The organism is Pseudomonas sp. SHLD1 (genome assembly GCF_028640935.1).
Classification (GTDB): domain Bacteria; phylum Pseudomonadota; class Gammaproteobacteria; order Pseudomonadales; family Pseudomonadaceae; genus Chryseomonas; species Chryseomonas aestiva.
On the sequence record NZ_JAQZAD010000014.1, the window covers coordinates 152,750 to 167,906 of the forward strand.

The following is a 15,157-nucleotide window of genomic DNA, read 5'->3' on the forward strand; positions in this document are numbered from 1 at the left end:
GCCGAGAAAGGAAAGACAGGCACCGGCGCCAAGGCCGGTGCCCGAGGGGACGGGATCAGAAAATCAGCGAGAAGATGCCGATGACCACCACCAGGCCGATCAGAAAGATGATGCCCATGGTACCGCCGAGAAATTTAAGCATGGTCGCGACCTCTTCTAGATATGTACCTCTTGGGACCACCCGGTGGCGGCAAGGGTTCGCCCGGTCTGGCCGGCCGGCGCCAGGGCGCGGCTCAGACTTTCTGTACCGCCCTGTCTGTGCCACACTCGCCTGCTTTCCGCTCTGCTGAATCCGGACCATGCACGCCCTGCTGCCCACCCTCCTGGCCGCCGCCCTTTATCTGCTCGCGACCCTCTACCAGGGCAGTTGCCTGCTGCGCAAACAGCCATCGAACAAGCCCCTGGTCCTGGGCGCCGGCATCCTGGCCCTGCTGCCCCACGCCCTGGCCGTCTACCTGCAGCTGATCCTCGAGCCGACCCTGAGCCTGGACTTCTTCGACGCCTCGAGCCTGATCTCGGCGACCGCCATCGCCCTGATGCTGATCGGTTGCCTGCGCATGCCGCTGCAACCCTTGCTGGTACTGGTCTATCCCCTCGGCGCCATCACCGCGCTGCTGGCCGAATTCGTGCCGCCGGGCACCGTGACCCCGCTGGACGTATCGCCCAAGATCGTCGTGCACGTACTGCTGTCGATCATCGCCTATGGTCTCTTCACCCTGGCGGTGCTGCAGTCCTGCCTGGTGCTGCTGCAGAACCATCAACTCAAGAACAAGCACCCCTCGGGACTGATCCGCAGCTTTCCGCCGCTACAGACCATGGAAAGCCTGCTGTTCGGCTTTCTCTGGGCGGGCTGGGTAGTGCTGTCGCTGGCGCTGATCTCCGGCTGGTTCTTCGTCGAGGATATGTTCGCCCAACACCTGATCCACAAGACGGTGCTCTCCTGCATCGCCTGGGTGGTGTTCGGCATCCTGCTGTGGGGCCGCCATCGCCTGGGCTGGCGCGGCCATACGGCGATCCGCTGGACGCTGCTGGGCTTCATCCTGCTGATGCTGGCCTACTTCGGTAGCAAGCTGGTGCGGGAATTCATCCTGCATCGTTGACAGTCGTCGTTCCACTACCTGCATAATCAGGCGACCGAACCACGTTCGGCGCGACCCGGCCAACAGCCGCTTCGCGCCCGGCACGTCATAACAGGTCGTCCCGCCCGTCCCCATCCTCGGACAGCCGCTGCCCCATCGGGCCGCTCCGGCAGACGCCTCCTACAAGAACGACTGCCCGGTACCCCTGCATGTCCACGACCGCTGCCGCCTTCGACGCGCCCACCTCCGTGCCGCGTAATTCCCCTACCCGCGTGGCCACCGCCAGCTTCATCGGCACCGCCATCGAGTTCTATGACTTCTATGTCTATGCCACGGCCGCGGCCCTGGTGATAGGCCCCGTATTCTTTCCCCAGGGCGCGGGCATGGCCCAGACCCTCAGCGCCTTCATCACCTTTGGCATCGCCTTCCTGGCGCGCCCCCTGGGTTCGCTGCTGTTCGGCCATTTCGGCGATCGCATCGGCCGCAAGTCCACGCTGGTGGCCTCGCTGCTGCTGATGGGCATCTCCACCACCCTGATCGGCCTCCTGCCCGGCTATGCCAGCATCGGCGTCTGGGCACCGATCCTGCTGTGTCTACTGAGATTCGGCCAGGGCCTGGGCCTGGGTGGCGAATGGGGCGGCGCGGCGCTGCTGGCCACCGAGAATGCCCCACCCGGCAAGCGCGCCTGGTTCGGCATGTTCCCCCAGCTCGGCCCCTCCATCGGCTTTCTCATGGCCAACGGCCTGTTCCTGGCCCTGGCGCTGCTGCTGGACGACGAGCAATTCCGCGCCTGGGGCTGGCGCATCCCCTTCCTGCTCAGCGCCCTGCTGGTGGTGGTCGGCCTCTATGTGCGGCTGTCACTGCACGAGACGCCGGTGTTCGCCGAAGCCATGGCCCGCCGCGAGAAGTTGCGCCTGCCCATGGTCGAGACCTTCGGCAAACACGGGAAGGCAGTGCTGCTGGGCGCCCTGAGCATGGTGGTGTGCTACGCCCTCTTCTACATCTCCACGGTGTTCTCGCTGAGCTACGGGGTGAAGAACCTCGGCTACAGCCGCCAGGAATTCCTCGGCCTGCTCTGCGTGGCGGTGCTGTTCATGGCCCTGGCCACGCCGCTGTCGGCCTGGCTGGCGGATCGCTTCGGCCGCAAGCCGGTACTGGCGGCGAGCGCCGTCGCCGCCCTGCTGTCGGGCTTCGCCATGGAGCCGCTGCTGACCCACGGCTCCAGTCAGGCGGTCGGCCTGTTCCTGGCCCTGGAGCTGTTTCTCATGGGCATGACCTTCGGTCCCATGGGCGCCCTGCTGCCGGAAATCTTCCCCACCCGGGTGCGCTACACCGGCGCCTCGGCCGCCTATAACCTGGGTGGCATCCTTGGCGCCTCCCTGGCCCCCTACGCCGCGCAGCAACTGGTGGAAGCCGGCGGCCTGAGCTGGGTGGGCGGCTATGTCTCGGCGGCGGCGGCCATCAGCCTGGTGGCGGTGCTCTGCATGCGTGAAACGCGCGACCAGTCGCTGTAGCTTTTTCCATCCAAGAAAAAGGGCCCCGCGGGGCCCTTTTTTCGTGATGCGCGGACGCCGTTACAACTCGACCTTCACCGCCTGGGACGCACGCACGGCCTTGGCCCGCGCGGCCTCGATGCTTTCATCGCGAGCCAGGGCCACGCCCATGCGCCGCTGTCCCTTCACCTCGGGCTTGCCGAACAGGCGCAGCGCGGTGTCGGGTTCGGCCAGGGCCGCGCCCAGGTTGGCGAAGGCGGTCTGGCGCGAGTCGCCGTCCACCAGGATCACCGCCGAGGCCGAGGAGCCGAACTGGCGGATGGTGGGAATCGGCAGGCCGAGGATGGCCCGGGCATGCAGGGCGAATTCGGAGAGATCCTGGGAGATCAGGGTCACCAGGCCGGTGTCATGGGGCCGCGGCGAGACCTCGCTGAACCAGACCTGATCGCCCTTGACGAACAGCTCCACGCCGAACAGGCCACGACCGCCCAGGGCCTCGGTGACGGCACGGGCGACCCGCTCGGATTCGGCCAGGGCCTGCTCGCTCATGGCCTGGGGCTGCCAGGACTCGTGGTAGTCGCCCTTGACCTGGCGATGCCCGACCGGCGCGCAGAAGGAGGTGCCGCCGACGTGGCGCACGGTCAGCAGGGTGATCTCGTAGTCGAAGTCGACGAAACCCTCGACGATCACCCGGCCCTTGCCGGCACGCCCGCCCTCCTGGGCGTACTGCCAGGCGGCCTGCAGCTCGTCGGCACTGCGCAGCAGACTCTGGCCCTTGCCCGAGGAGCTCATGATCGGCTTGACCACGCAGGGATAGCCCAGCGCCTCGGCGGCGGCGGCGTAGTCCTCGTAGGTGTCGGCGAAGTGATAGGGCGAGGTGGGCAGGCCCAGCTCCTCGGCGGCGAGGCGACGGATGCCTTCGCGATTCATGGTCAGCTGGGCCGCACGGGCGGTGGGCACCACGGTGTAGCCCTCGCCCTCCAGCTCCACCAGGGTGGCGGTGGCGATGGCTTCGATCTCCGGCACGATGAAATGCGGCTGCTCGCGCTCGATCACCGCGCGCAGGGCGGCGCCGTCGAGCATGTCGATGACGTGACTGCGGTGGGCGACCTGCATGGCCGGGGCATCGGCGTAGCGATCCACGGCGATGACTTCGACGCCCAGGCGCTGCAGTTCGATGATGACTTCCTTGCCCAGTTCGCCGGAGCCGCAGAGCAGCACGCGGGTGGCGCTGGGGGACAGGGGGGTACCGATACGGGGCATGACAGATCTCTCCGGCTGATATCAGGTCAGGAAGGCCGCACCGCCCGCCCGCGCCCGCTCGTCGCAGCGCAGCAGCACCTCGCGGCGCTCGCTGTCGCTCATGGACATCCAGCGGGTGATCTCGGCGGCGCTGCGCTGGCAACCGATGCAGATGTCCTGTTCGTCCAGGGCACAGACATGGACGCAGGGCGAACGCACGGGTGAATCGGCGGTGGTCATGCGGCTTCCCTCGAATGGCCGCGCATTGTGCCCGTTAATACCAAATTTGGCATGTGCCTTTACCTTGCCGATACCGCTCAATCCCGCTTGGGCGGTGCCTTGAGCACGATGCCGGCGTCGTACAGCAGGTTGACCAGTTCGACGATGATCACCGCGGTCAGCCCCCAGATGCGGTGCTCGCCATATTGATAGCTGGGCACCTGCCAGCGCAGGCCATCGTGGTCGACCCGGAAGGTGTAGTCCGGTGGCACCTCGCAGAAGAACCGCAGGGGCACGGTGAAGATCGCGGCGATCTCGGCTTCGCTGGGGATGTATTCGAGCTGATCGGGAATCAGCGCGACGATGGGGGTCACCGCCAGGCCGTAGCGCGACACCAGCGGACTCAGGGGTGCGATCACCTCCACCAGGCCCGGCGGCAGGCCGACCTCTTCCTCGGCTTCGCGCAGGGCGGTGGCCACCAGGTCGGCATCCTCGGGATCACGACGGCCGCCCGGCAGGGCCACCTCGCCGCCGTGGGTGGACAGGTTGCTGGCCCTCAGGGTGAGCAGCAACTCGGGATGCTCGCCCCGAATGATGGGCACCAGCACCGCCGCTTCCTGGTAGCTTTCGGTCCCGCTCAGGGTGCGCGGCTGATAGTGACGCAGGCGCTGGAGCAACTCATCCACGCCAAGATTCTCCCTTGCTCATCGTATCCCCTGGATCATGGCACGCCCGCCGGGCAATCCCAAGTCCAGCCATCGCTTGCGAGGCCCGGGAGCGCCCCGGCACACTGCAGCAAAACGAGGATGAACCATGAAGCATTGCAATCACTGTGGCGGACTGCTGGAAGCGCGCACTCCCGCGGGTGACAACCGGATGCGCCTGGTCTGCAGCCAGTGCGGCGCAGTGCATTATCAGAATCCGCGGGTGGTGGCCGGCTGCCTGGCGACCTGGGAGGGCAAGGTGCTGCTCTGCCAGCGCGCGATCGAGCCGCGCAAGGGTTACTGGACACTGCCGGCGGGCTTCATGGAAAACGGCGAGACCACCACCGAGGCTGCCGCCCGCGAGACCTTCGAGGAAGCCGGCGCGCACGTGCAGGGCCTGGAGCTCTATACCCTCTTCGATCTGCCGCACATCGATCAGATCTACATGCTGTTCCGTGGCGAGCTGGTCGACGGCCGCTTTGCCGTCGGCGAGGAAAGTCTCGATGTGCGCCTTCTGGACGAAGCCGACATCCCCTGGTCGTCTCTGGCTTTTCCGACCATCAAGCGAACACTAGAATGCTTTTTCGCCGACCGCCGTCGCGGCGAGTATCCGTTGCGTCATGAGGGCATGGCGCCCATGGTGGTCGCCCCCAAGCCTGCCTAAGGCCTGTTCAAAGTCTGCCGCGCGTCGGCCCAACGGCGTTGAAAATGCCTTGTTTGTCTCTAGCTCGCGAGACCCTGAACAGGCCCTGAGCTCTTCCGAGGATCTTCCCGACATGCGTCCGTTGCACCTGTTGTTGGCGCTCTGCTATGCGCTGTGCGGTTCGTTGCTTCCCCAGCTGGCCCAGGCCAGCACCAGCGTCACGGTGATCCGCCAGCCGGCCGCGCCGCTGATCGACAAGGTGCTGGTGATAAAGTCGCGCAATCAGCTGCAACTGCTCAGCGGTGATACCGTGATGAAGTCCTATCGCATCTCGCTGGGCAAGAACCCCCGCGGCCCCAAGCTGCGCGAGGGCGACCAGCGTACGCCGGAAGGCTTCTACTGGATCGACTGGCGCAAGACCAGCGACAAGTTCAACCTGGCCATGCACATCTCCTATCCCAACCGGGAGGATCTGGCCCGCGCGCATCAGGCTGGCGTACCCCCAGGCAGCATGATCATGCTGCACGGTACGCCCATCGACGAGGAATACCCCGAGTGGTACTTCAACTCACTGAACTGGACCAATGGCTGCGTCGCGCTGACCAACCATGACATGCGCGAGGTCTGGGGCCTGGTCAAGGACGGTACCCTGATCGAGATCCGCCCCTGAGAGCCTATCCAAAGGCTGCGCGTCGGCCAAACCGCGCTGAAGAGGCCCCGGGTCGCCAGCCCGGTCTGGGCGGCCCTGTCGCAATGCTCATTTACCGCCCGTAACTCGCGCGTGAGCCCGGTCGAGCGCGCGTCCGATCCGCTTCCTCAGGTGTCTTCGCAGGGCCCCCTAGGCCTTGCCTGGCTCTAGCTCGCGAGCCTTTGAACGGACGCTGCGCCGACAGGCTTCCCCTGCCCTACCCCGCCACCTGCTCCGCCGGCGAGACGATGGTGGTCTTGCCACGCGACCGACCGCTGCTGAGATAGTCGGCGATGGATTCCTGGGTGACCTCACCCAGGAAGTCGTTGTCGGCGCTGAGTACCGGCAGCCAGGAGCTGTTGAACTGGTACATGCGTGACAGCAGGATGCGCAGGTGCTCGTCGAAGGCCGCGGTGGCCTTGAACGGGGTCACGAAAGGCGCCACCGGTCCGCTCTGGCCGCGCAGGTCACGCCGACGCACGTAGCCCAGGCCCTTGTTGGCGGCATCCGTCACCACCACATGGCGGCGGTCGTGCTCTTCCATCAACTCCACGGCGTCGCCGATCAGGGTTTCGGCCTGGATCGACGGTGCATTGTCGGCCGCGTCCTCGGCACGGATCAGCAAGAGGCGCTTGAGGGTGCTGTCCTGGCCGACGAAGTTGCTGACGAAGTCGTCCCTGGGATGGGCCAGCAGGGTGTCCGGATGATCGAACTGCACCAGGCGGCCGCCACGGAACACGGCGATCTTGTCGCCCAGGCGGATGGCTTCGTCGATGTCATGGCTGACCATGATCACCGTCTTGTTCAGCGCCCGCTGCATCTGGAAGAACTCGTTCTGGATGGCGTCGCGGTTGATCGGGTCCACCGCACCGAAGGGTTCGTCCATCAGCAGCAGCGGCGCCTCGGCCGCCAGGGCGCGAATCACCCCGATGCGCTGCTGCTGGCCACCAGACAGTTCGCGCGGATAGCGCGACAGGTACTGCTTGGGCTCGAGTTGCACCATGCTCATCAGCTCGGTGGCACGCTCGCGGCATCGCTTCTTGTCCCAACCCAGCAGCTTGGGCACCACGGTGATGTTTTCCTCGATGGTCATGTTGGGAAACAGACCGATCTGCTGGATCACGTAGCCGATATGCCTTCTGAGGGTCACCTCGTCGATGCCGGTGGTGTCCTCGCCATTGATCAGTACCCGTCCCGAGGTGGGTTCGATCAGGCGGTTGATCATCTTCAGGGTGGTGGTCTTGCCGCAGCCGGAGGGGCCGAGGAAGACGCAGATCTGGCCCTCCTCCACGGTGAGGCTCACGGCGTCCACCGCGGTCACGTCCTTGCCGTGCTGCTTGAAGGTCTTGGTCAGGCGGTCGAGTTCGATCATCTGGGTCTCCTTAAGAGGCGCTGCGCAGGCCGCGCGGAGTGAGGCGGCGTTGCAGCCACTGCAGGACGAGGTCGGCGACGATGGCCAGCAGGCTGACCAGCACGGCGCCAACGATGAGGGTGGCCATGTCGCTGCGACTGATGGCGGTGAGGATGAGCACGCCCAGGCCGCCGGCGCCGATGGTGGCGGCGATGGTCATGACGCCGATGTTCATGACCACGGCGGTGCGCACCCCGGCCAGGATCACCGGCAGGGCGATGGGCAGCTCGACCATGCGCAGGCGCTGCCAGAAGGTCATGCCGATGCCGGCGCCTGCTTCGCGAATGCCCGGTTCGACGCTGGTCAGCGCCAGGTAGGTGTTTCTCAGGATCGGCAGCAGCGAATAGAGGAATACCGCGGTGATCGCCGGCAGCGGACCGAGGCCCTGGCCGAACTTGGAGTAGAAGGGCAGCAGGAGACCGAACAGGGCGATCGAAGGCAGCGTCATGACCACCGTGGCCAGCGCCTGCAGCGGTCCGGCCAGCGCAGGGTAGCGGGTCATGAGGATGCCCAGGGGCACACCCACCAGAATCGCCAGGGTCACGGCGACGCCTACCAGAGTGATGTGCTGGCGCGTCAGTTCGAGGACCTGCAACCAGTCGATGTGATTGAAGGAGGTGACGAAATCCATGGGTCATTGCCCTCCGTCTAGGGGATGCCGGGCAAGGAAGTCGCGCGCTACCTGGGCCGGTGTCTGTCGCTCGATGTCCACCTTGGCGTTGAGCTGGCGCATGGTGGCCTGGTCCAGGCTTTCCGCCAGCGGCTTGAGCAACGTGGCGAGATCCGGATGCCTTTCCAGGTACCGGGCGTTCACCACTGGTGCGGCGGTGTAGTCGGGGAAGTAGCCCTTGTCGTCGTCCAGCACCTTGAGCTTGAAGGCGTCCAGGCGGCCGTCGGTGGTGTAGACCAGACCGGTGAAGACCTGGCCGTTGCGCAGGGCGGTGTAGACCAGGCCCGGGTCCATCTGGCGGATATCATCGCGGGTGTAGCTCAGGCCATAGGCCTTGACCAGGCCGGCGAGGCCGTCGGAGCGATTGGCGAACTCGATGTCCAGCGCGGTGAGGTGCCGCTTGCCCGCCTCGGCCTTGAGCAGCCCGGCCAGGTCACTGATGCTGTCGAGTTCGGGATGCTGCCGGGCGACCTTCTCCGGCAGCGCCAGGGCATAGGTGTTGTTGAAGCGGGTGGGCGCCAGCCAGGCCAGACCGACCTTGGCATCCAGCTGCTTGACCCGCTGGTAGGAGGCGTCCTTGTCCAGTCGTTCGGTGACATGGTTGTAGGCCACCAGTGAGGTGCCGGTGTATTCCCAGGTGAGGTCGAGCTGGGCGTTCTTCACGCCGTTCCAGGCGATGGTGCTGCCCAGGCCGCCGACGATCTCCGGCTGGTAGCCGTGCCTGGACAGATACTGCCCGGTGAGTTCGGCGAGGATGGCCTGCTCGGTGAAGACCTTGGCACCGATGCGGATCGGATCGGCCTGGGCACCACTGGCCAGCGTCAGTCCGAACCAGGCGGCGCCCAGGGCGATAAGCAACTTCTTCATCTCGTCTCCTTAGCGGGCCAGGCCGCGTTCCAGCCAGAGGCGACTGGCGACCAGCACCAGGCCATCCAGCAGCAGCGCCAGCAGTGCGGTGGCGGCGGCGCCCAGCAGCAGCTGCGACTGGTTCTCCAAGGCGATGGCGGGAAAGATCAGGCTGCCCAGGCTGTTGGCGCCGATGAGAAATACCAGCGGCGTGGTGCCGACATTGATCGCCAGGGCGACCCGGACCCCGCCGATGATGATGGGCACGGCATTGGGCAGCTCGACCTTGGTCAGCACCTGGGTGGGCGTCATGCCGATGCCGGTGGCCGCTTCCTTGAGCGAGGCGGGCACGTTCTTCAGTCCCTCGTAGGTGTTGCGCACGATGGGCAGCAGCGAGGCGAGGAACAGCGCCAGGATCGCCGGTCCGTCGCCAATGCCGACGATGCCCAGGGCAATGGCCAGCACCGCCAGCGGCGGGACGGTATTGCCGATGTTGAACACCTGCATGAAGCGCTCGGCGCTGCGGGCGAATCGCGGTCGACTGAGCAGCACCCCGGCGGGGAGTCCCACCAGCAGCGCCAGTACCATGGAAACGGCCACCAGGTAGAGATGGGCCTGGAGATAGAACAGCAGATCCGCGCGATAGGTAGCGAGGGTATCCCTGCCGATCCAGTGCACCAGCAGTGCCAGGATCACCACTCCCACGGCCGTGCCGAGCAGGAGGGTCTTGAACTTCGCCATGTCAGGCTCCTTCAACGGGCGGACAGGCCGCATGCCTTCCGAGTGCGGACCTCGCGACAGGAGCGGGGCGCAGGACGGCTGTCCGGGTTCAGGGTCGAGACACAGCAGGGCATGGCGGGTATGCCGGCTGGACCAACGGGGCACTGCGGATCTCGGATCTGCCTAGCCCTTGGGTGTCGCTCCCTGGGGAACGACATGGCGCCTTGCCTCGACCGAAGAGATTGACGCCCATCGCAGTCGATAGTTCGTCAGCTCCTTTTCAGGCTAACCCAATAGACTCGCTCAATGCCAATCCGATCGCGAAAGCTGCATGGCTTGACAGGGTGAAAGGCCCGGGCGAGAGGCGCTCATCTCCCACCGGAGGCGAGAGGCGCGGGCTAGAGCGGCCGACAAATATGTGACGATAAATTTAATACATTTACTGTTGGCTACTCTGCAACACCAGTGCGAACCCTGTCGCAGATAACCTGCCGAGCCGCCTCGGTTTCGTGGAGCGGCACACAGGCTGGCTGACGTACGGTCATCACTGAAACATCTTTCTGTGCGCCAGTGCGGTGACGAGGTTTTGGCACCTCTTTATCATGCCGACGAGTGGCTGACGCTTTGAGGGAACATTCAGCCATACCAAGGTCAATAGGTGGCCCAGTGATAGCACCAAGCGCCATTCCTGGTACCGCTATAAAAACAGACTATTCATTGAGCTAACTTCAAAGGGAACGTTATGAATGACATGACGGCTTGTGCATCGTTGGACTCTGCTGTTCTATCCTCTGCCCCGGTAATGCTGCTGCAACCCAAGGTGGAAAATTGGGTCGTGGTCTATGCTCATGGCGGCCTGATCGCCGACTTCGATGACGAGGCTTCGGCCCGCCGCGAAGCCGAGCAGTGGGCTGGAATCTGCCTGCGTCGCTAAACACCGCTTTCGAATGATCTGCCTGCGCCATCAACCGGTGGAAAGCAGTCACAGGCAGCTCATTACCCGCTCCAGCGTCTTTCATCCCGCCCCTCGCCAGACGCCCCAACGTCCGGTCTTGCGCTGCCCGCAGCCTTACCCAGCTCGCATTTCGGCTGCTTTCGCCTGGCATTAACGTCGTCTGGCGCACCTTCTGAGCGTTGCATTGCAACTTCCCGGCGTCTCTTCAGGCCTGATGGCGAATCGGACCCCTGCGCCCGATCACCCAACGTCTTCCGTCACTGTCCGGGACCTTGCCGATGACGCTCCGCCTGAAATCCGCTATCACCACCCTGTTCGCCCTGCTCGGCTGCCTGGCAGCCGCACCGGTCACCCAGGCCGCTCCGCGGGACTTTCCCACCGATCTGGTCGGCCTGAATTTCTCCGGCGCCGGCTTCGCCCCTCACGTACTGCCGGGCAAACCGGGCACCAACTATTTCTTTCCCGACGCCGGTCATTACCGGCGCTGGGCGGCCAAGGGTATCCGGGTGATCCGCTTCCCGGTCATCTGGGAGCGCCTGCAGCCGCGTCTGGGGCTGCCCCTGGACCCCGCCTACGCCAAGCTGATCGACCAGACCCTGGACAACGCCAAGCGCTATCGCATGCGCGTGATCCTGGATCTGCACAATTACATGAGATACCGCGGCCAGATCATCGGCAGCGCGGCGGTGCCCTATCCGGCCTATGCCGATGTCCTGCGGCGAATCGCCCAGCGCTGGCACGAGCACCCGGCCCTGGCCGCCTACGACATCATGAACGAGCCCCACGATGCGGTTGAGCAGTGGCCGGTGGCGGCGCAGCATGGCATCGACGCCGTACGTGACGTCGATCGGGCGCGACCGATCCTGATCGAAGGCAACGGCTGGTCCAGCAGCTATCTCTGGCCGCGCTACAACGCCAAGCTGCTCGGCCTCAAGGACCCGGCCGACAACCTGATCTATTCGGCGCACGTCTATTTCGACAATGACGGTGGCGGCAAATACCTCAGGAAGGACATGACCGATTTCGACCCGGATGTCGGCATCCGCCGGGTCGAGCCTTTCATCACCTGGCTCAAGCAGCACGGCAAGCGCGGCCACATCGGCGAGTTCGGCGTACCGGACAACGATCCGCGCTGGCTGGCAGCCATGGACAGATTGCTGGCACGGCTGCGTCAGGAATGCATTCCGGCCATGTATTGGGCGGCCGGTCCCAACTGGGGCGACTACCCCCTGGCGATCGAGCCGGTCAAGGGCAAACCCCGGCCGCAGTGGAGCGTGCTGCAGAAGTACGTGAAGCCCGCCGACTGCCAGGCGCTGGGCCCGCGCTGAGCGAAGCGCCGCCGGGTGAACCAGGCGGCGCCTTCTTGCAGTTATGCGACAACTTGTCCGGAAATCGGTGACTGCAATCACAAAACGCCTGGCCATGGACGGCCTTGCACGAACTTGCTGGCTTTTGGCGATCAAAATGTAACAGCAAGTAATAGTGCGACTATTAAGACGCTTGCGACGCAAAAGAGAAAGGATGCCATGTCAGCTATCGCTTTTCCGCACTACCCCTCCGCTCTTTCCCCCCAACGGTAGCGCTGCATCCGTTCGCCTTTCTTGCCGCACCCTCAGGGATACCCCATGGAAAGATTTGTCGCTTTGGATAGCTTTCGCGGTCTGCTCGCCGTCGCCGTCGTCCTGTTCCATACCTATGTCGCTCAGGCCGCCTCGGAAAATCCGTTGATCGCCAACGCCTACCTGTTCGTCGAATTCTTCTTCGTGCTCAGCGGCTTCGTGCTCATGCACACCTACGAAAACCGGCTGCGTACCCTGGACGACTATCGCGATTTCGCCATCAGTCGCTCGGCACGGATCCTGCCGCTGCACCTGGCCATGCTCGGGCTCTATGTACTGCTGGAATGCGGTCGCCTGCTGGCGGAAAAACTGGGAGTCGGCTTCAACGATCCGGCTTTCAGCGGCGCCACCGCGCCCGAGCAATTCCTGCCCAATCTGCTGCTGCTGCAATCCTGGCTGGGCCAGGCCATCACCGGGTCGTTCAACTACCCGTCCTGGAGCATCAGCATCGAGTTCTACCTCTATCTGGTCTTCGGTCTGCTGGTGCTCAAGGGCCAGGGTCATCAACGCCAGTGGTTCCTGGCGATCGCCCTGCTGGCCTTCGTGCAACTGCTGTTTCCCTTCCTGCCGCTGAAGACCGAGATCTTTCGCGGCCTGTCGTGCTTTTTCGCCGGCGCCTGCACCTATCGCCTCTACGTCTGGATCAAGCAGCACAACCAGGGGCAGTTCGGCGGCACCCTGCTGGAACTGGCCTGCCTGATCGCCGGTGCCGCGGTGATGACCTCCGATCTGCCGGTGCCCAAGAAGGGCGTGCTGGCGACCCTGGTGTTCTGCGTCACCGTCCTTACCTTCGCCTTCGAGCGCGGCCTGGTCTCCAGCGTGCTGCACCAGGGGTTCTTCGTACGCCTGGGCGTGCTGTCCTATTCGATCTACCTGTGCCACGCCGCAGTGATCTTCGTGTTCAAGAGTGCCTTCATCGTGCTGGGCAAGCTGCTGCACCAGGACCTCACGGTAGTGGCGCCCTCCCATGATGCGCCGCTGCCCTTCATGATCCGCTACATCGCCACGGGCAGCGTCGTGCTGGACAACCTGGTAGTGCTGGTGGAGCTGGCGGTGGTCTTCGCCTTCGCCTGCCTGACCCACAGGTACATCGAGATCCCGGGCATGGCGCTGGGCAAGCGGCTGGTCCGCCGCAAACGCAACCCGCCCTGCTGCGACGGCAACATCCAGCCGCAGCGCTGAGCCGCGCCCTGGCAGCCCCACCGACCTCAAGCCGGTGGGGCTGCCCTCTGCTATACTCCGCCCCCTCTTTTTTCTTCCCGCCCAGGTTCATCCATGACCACCCAGGCCGCCGAAGTCGCCAAGCGCCGTACCTTCGCCATCATTTCCCACCCCGACGCGGGCAAGACCACCATCACCGAAAAGCTGCTGCTGATGGGCCAGGCCATCGCCGTCGCGGGTACGGTGAAATCGCGTAAATCCGATCGCCATGCGACCTCCGACTGGATGGAGATGGAAAAGCAGCGCGGCATCTCCATCACCACCTCGGTGATGCAGTTCCCCTACCGCGAGCACATGATCAACCTGCTCGACACCCCCGGCCACGAAGACTTCTCCGAAGACACCTACCGCACCCTGACCGCGGTGGATTCGGCGCTGATGGTGCTCGACGGCGGCAAGGGCGTCGAACCCCGCACCATCGCCCTGATGGACGTCTGCCGCCTGCGCGACACCCCCATCGTCAGCTTCATCAACAAGCTCGACCGCGACATCCGCGATCCCATCGAGCTGCTCGACGAGATCGAGGCGGTGCTCAAGATCAAGGCCGCGCCCATCACCTGGCCGATCGGCAGCTATCGCGACTTCAAGGGCGTCTATCACCTCTCGGACGACCGCATCTACGTCTACACCCCCGGCCATGGTCACGAGCGCATCGCCACCAAGACCATCGACAAGCTGGACTCCGATGAAGCCCGCGCCCACCTGGGCGATCTCTACGAGCGTTTCGTCGAGGAGCTGGAGCTGGTGCAGGGCGCCTGCCATGAATTCGATGGCGAGGCCTTCCTGCGCGGCGAGATGACCCCGGTGTTCTTTGGTACCGCCCTGGGCAACTTCGGCGTCGACCAGGTGCTCGACGCCGTGGTGGACTGGGCGCCGCGCCCGTTGTCGCGCGCCGCCCACGAGCGGGTGGTGGAGCCGGTGGAAGAGAAGTTCTCTGGCTTCGTGTTCAAGATCCAGGCGAACATGGATCCCAAGCACCGCGACCGCATCGCCTTCATGCGCATCTGCTCGGGCAGGTACGAGAAGGGCATGAAACTGCGCCACGTGCGGATCAAGAAGGACCTCAAGATCGCCGATGCCCTGACCTTCTTCTCCAGCGAGCGCGAGCACCTGGAAGAGGCGTTCGCCGGCGACATCATCGGCCTGCACAACCACGGCACCATCCAGATCGGCGACACCTTCACCGAAGGCGAGCTGCTGGGCTTCACCGGTATCCCGCACTTCGCCCCGGAACTGTTCCGCCGCGTGCGCCTGAAGGATCCGCTGAAATCCAAGCAGCTGCGCCAGGGCCTGCAGGAACTGGCCGAGGAAGGCGCCACCCAGGTGTTCTTCCCCGAGCGCAACAACGACATCGTGCTCGGCGCCGTGGGCGTGCTGCAGTTCGACGTGGTCGCCAGTCGCCTGAAGGAGGAATACAAGGTGGAGTGCGCCTACGAGGCCATCAACGTCTGGTCGGCGCGCTGGATCGAGTGCGACGACAAGAAGAAGCTCGAGGATTTCAAGAACAAGGCCTTCGAGAACCTGGCGGTGGATGGCGGTGGTCACCTCACCTACCTGGCGCCGACCCGGGTCAACCTGGCGCTGATGGAAGAGCGCTGGCCGGAGATCAAATTCCGCGCCACCCGCGAGCACCACTAAGCCCTACTG

Annotated in this window: 16 protein-coding genes; 8 read left to right on the forward strand and 8 right to left on the reverse strand. The window is 64.8% G+C overall.

What is annotated here, in order from left to right; all coding sequences use genetic code 11:
• Nucleotides 1-55 precede the first annotated feature (55 nt).
• Nucleotides 56-301: a hypothetical protein gene (locus PVZ77_RS26085; protein WP_443218026.1), complete on the reverse strand. Its 246-nt coding sequence runs from the start codon at nt 299-301 to the stop codon at nt 56-58.
• On the opposite strand from PVZ77_RS26085, the gene PVZ77_RS11310 reads away from it, so the two are divergent.
• The gene (locus PVZ77_RS11310) at nt 300-1,100 is read left to right on the forward strand and encodes a cytochrome C assembly family protein (RefSeq protein WP_183632952.1); all 801 of its coding nucleotides are present in this window, start codon (nt 300-302) and stop codon (nt 1,098-1,100) included. The genes PVZ77_RS26085 and PVZ77_RS11310 overlap by 2 nt on opposite strands.
• A gap of 188 nt (nt 1,101-1,288) precedes the next feature.
• On the forward strand, nt 1,289-2,593 hold the full coding sequence (locus tag PVZ77_RS11315) for an MFS transporter (RefSeq protein WP_273806511.1): 1,305 nt from the start codon (nt 1,289-1,291) through the stop codon (nt 2,591-2,593).
• Nucleotides 2,594-2,653: 60 nt separating this feature from the next.
• Here the strand turns inward: PVZ77_RS11315 and purT are convergent, their stop codons facing one another.
• The 3 genes from purT to PVZ77_RS11330 all read right to left on the reverse strand — a co-directional run bounded on the left by purT (nt 2,654) and on the right by PVZ77_RS11330 (nt 4,719).
• Nucleotides 2,654-3,835, reverse strand: coding sequence for a formate-dependent phosphoribosylglycinamide formyltransferase (gene purT / locus PVZ77_RS11320; RefSeq protein ID WP_273806512.1), 1,182 nt, complete (start codon nt 3,833-3,835; stop codon nt 2,654-2,656).
• 21 nt (nt 3,836-3,856) lie between these two features.
• Nucleotides 3,857-4,054, reverse strand: coding sequence for a DUF1289 domain-containing protein (locus tag PVZ77_RS11325; RefSeq protein WP_058792006.1), 198 nt, complete (start codon nt 4,052-4,054; stop codon nt 3,857-3,859).
• A 77-nt stretch (nt 4,055-4,131) separates the two neighbouring features.
• Entirely contained in the window at nt 4,132-4,719 is a 588-nt protein-coding gene (locus PVZ77_RS11330; RefSeq protein ID WP_158891347.1) for a CoA pyrophosphatase, read from the reverse strand.
• 127 nt (nt 4,720-4,846) lie between these two features.
• Between PVZ77_RS11330 and PVZ77_RS11335 the strand changes: the two genes are divergently transcribed.
• Together PVZ77_RS11335 and PVZ77_RS11340 are read left to right on the forward strand one after the other, a co-directional pair.
• Complete coding sequence (locus PVZ77_RS11335; RefSeq protein ID WP_273806513.1) at nt 4,847-5,401, forward strand: NUDIX hydrolase; 555 nt, start codon at nt 4,847-4,849, stop codon at nt 5,399-5,401.
• A 112-nt stretch (nt 5,402-5,513) separates the two neighbouring features.
• Entirely contained in the window at nt 5,514-6,050 is a 537-nt protein-coding gene (locus PVZ77_RS11340) for a L,D-transpeptidase family protein (RefSeq protein WP_273806514.1), read from the forward strand.
• 235 nt (nt 6,051-6,285) lie between these two features.
• Here the strand turns inward: PVZ77_RS11340 and PVZ77_RS11345 are convergent, their stop codons facing one another.
• Genes PVZ77_RS11345 through PVZ77_RS11360 form a run of 4 tightly spaced genes read right to left on the reverse strand, consistent with a single transcriptional unit; the run spans nt 6,286 to nt 9,736 of the window.
• Nucleotides 6,286-7,440: an ABC transporter ATP-binding protein gene (locus tag PVZ77_RS11345; RefSeq protein WP_273806515.1), complete on the reverse strand. Its 1,155-nt coding sequence runs from the start codon at nt 7,438-7,440 to the stop codon at nt 6,286-6,288.
• Between the two features lie 10 nt (nt 7,441-7,450).
• Nucleotides 7,451-8,110 (reverse strand): ABC transporter permease, encoded by a 660-nt coding sequence (locus tag PVZ77_RS11350; protein ID WP_133861270.1) that lies wholly within the window; start codon nt 8,108-8,110, stop codon nt 7,451-7,453.
• Between the two features lie 3 nt (nt 8,111-8,113).
• On the reverse strand, nt 8,114-9,016 hold the full coding sequence (locus PVZ77_RS11355; protein ID WP_273806516.1) for a glycine betaine ABC transporter substrate-binding protein: 903 nt from the start codon (nt 9,014-9,016) through the stop codon (nt 8,114-8,116).
• A 9-nt stretch (nt 9,017-9,025) separates the two neighbouring features.
• Nucleotides 9,026-9,736, reverse strand: a complete 711-nt coding sequence (locus tag PVZ77_RS11360; RefSeq protein WP_273806517.1) for an ABC transporter permease — start codon at nt 9,734-9,736, stop codon at nt 9,026-9,028.
• Nucleotides 9,737-10,457: 721 nt separating this feature from the next.
• Here PVZ77_RS11360 and PVZ77_RS11365 point away from each other — a divergent pair.
• From PVZ77_RS11365 to PVZ77_RS11380, 4 genes are all read left to right on the forward strand, one after another.
• Nucleotides 10,458-10,649: a hypothetical protein gene (locus PVZ77_RS11365; RefSeq protein WP_158891359.1), complete on the forward strand. Its 192-nt coding sequence runs from the start codon at nt 10,458-10,460 to the stop codon at nt 10,647-10,649.
• A gap of 299 nt (nt 10,650-10,948) precedes the next feature.
• On the forward strand, nt 10,949-11,998 hold the full coding sequence (locus PVZ77_RS11370) for a glycoside hydrolase family 5 protein (RefSeq protein ID WP_273806518.1): 1,050 nt from the start codon (nt 10,949-10,951) through the stop codon (nt 11,996-11,998).
• Nucleotides 11,999-12,295: 297 nt separating this feature from the next.
• The gene (locus tag PVZ77_RS11375; RefSeq protein ID WP_273806519.1) at nt 12,296-13,471 is read left to right on the forward strand and encodes an acyltransferase family protein; all 1,176 of its coding nucleotides are present in this window, start codon (nt 12,296-12,298) and stop codon (nt 13,469-13,471) included.
• 93 nt (nt 13,472-13,564) lie between these two features.
• Nucleotides 13,565-15,148: a peptide chain release factor 3 gene (locus PVZ77_RS11380; protein ID WP_133861275.1), complete on the forward strand. Its 1,584-nt coding sequence runs from the start codon at nt 13,565-13,567 to the stop codon at nt 15,146-15,148.
• Nucleotides 15,149-15,157: the final 9 nt, after the last annotated feature.

Bases quoted from the DNA above. Each gene is read 5' to 3' on its own strand.
- PVZ77_RS11360 (WP_273806517.1), bottom strand. From the start codon at position 9,736: ATGGCGAAGTTCAAGACCCTCCTGCTCGGCACGGCCGTGGGAGTGGTG.
- PVZ77_RS11345 (WP_273806515.1), bottom strand. From the start codon at position 7,440: ATGATCGAACTCGACCGCCTGACCAAGACCTTCAAGCAGCACGGCAAG.
- PVZ77_RS26085 (WP_443218026.1), bottom strand. From the start codon at position 301: ATGGTCCGGATTCAGCAGAGCGGAAAGCAGGCGAGTGTGGCACAGACA.
- PVZ77_RS11315 (WP_273806511.1), top strand. From the start codon at position 1,289: ATGTCCACGACCGCTGCCGCCTTCGACGCGCCCACCTCCGTGCCGCGT.
- PVZ77_RS11340 (WP_273806514.1), top strand. From the start codon at position 5,514: ATGCGTCCGTTGCACCTGTTGTTGGCGCTCTGCTATGCGCTGTGCGGT.
- PVZ77_RS11380 (WP_133861275.1), top strand. From the start codon at position 13,565: ATGACCACCCAGGCCGCCGAAGTCGCCAAGCGCCGTACCTTCGCCATC.
- PVZ77_RS11350 (WP_133861270.1), bottom strand. From the start codon at position 8,110: ATGGATTTCGTCACCTCCTTCAATCACATCGACTGGTTGCAGGTCCTC.
- PVZ77_RS11325 (WP_058792006.1), bottom strand. From the start codon at position 4,054: ATGACCACCGCCGATTCACCCGTGCGTTCGCCCTGCGTCCATGTCTGT.
- PVZ77_RS11375 (WP_273806519.1), top strand. From the start codon at position 12,296: ATGGAAAGATTTGTCGCTTTGGATAGCTTTCGCGGTCTGCTCGCCGTC.
- PVZ77_RS11355 (WP_273806516.1), bottom strand. From the start codon at position 9,016: ATGAAGAAGTTGCTTATCGCCCTGGGCGCCGCCTGGTTCGGACTGACG.
- PVZ77_RS11370 (WP_273806518.1), top strand. From the start codon at position 10,949: ATGACGCTCCGCCTGAAATCCGCTATCACCACCCTGTTCGCCCTGCTC.
- PVZ77_RS11310 (WP_183632952.1), top strand. From the start codon at position 300: ATGCACGCCCTGCTGCCCACCCTCCTGGCCGCCGCCCTTTATCTGCTC.
- purT (WP_273806512.1), bottom strand. From the start codon at position 3,835: ATGCCCCGTATCGGTACCCCCCTGTCCCCCAGCGCCACCCGCGTGCTG.
- PVZ77_RS11365 (WP_158891359.1), top strand. From the start codon at position 10,458: ATGAATGACATGACGGCTTGTGCATCGTTGGACTCTGCTGTTCTATCC.
- PVZ77_RS11335 (WP_273806513.1), top strand. From the start codon at position 4,847: ATGAAGCATTGCAATCACTGTGGCGGACTGCTGGAAGCGCGCACTCCC.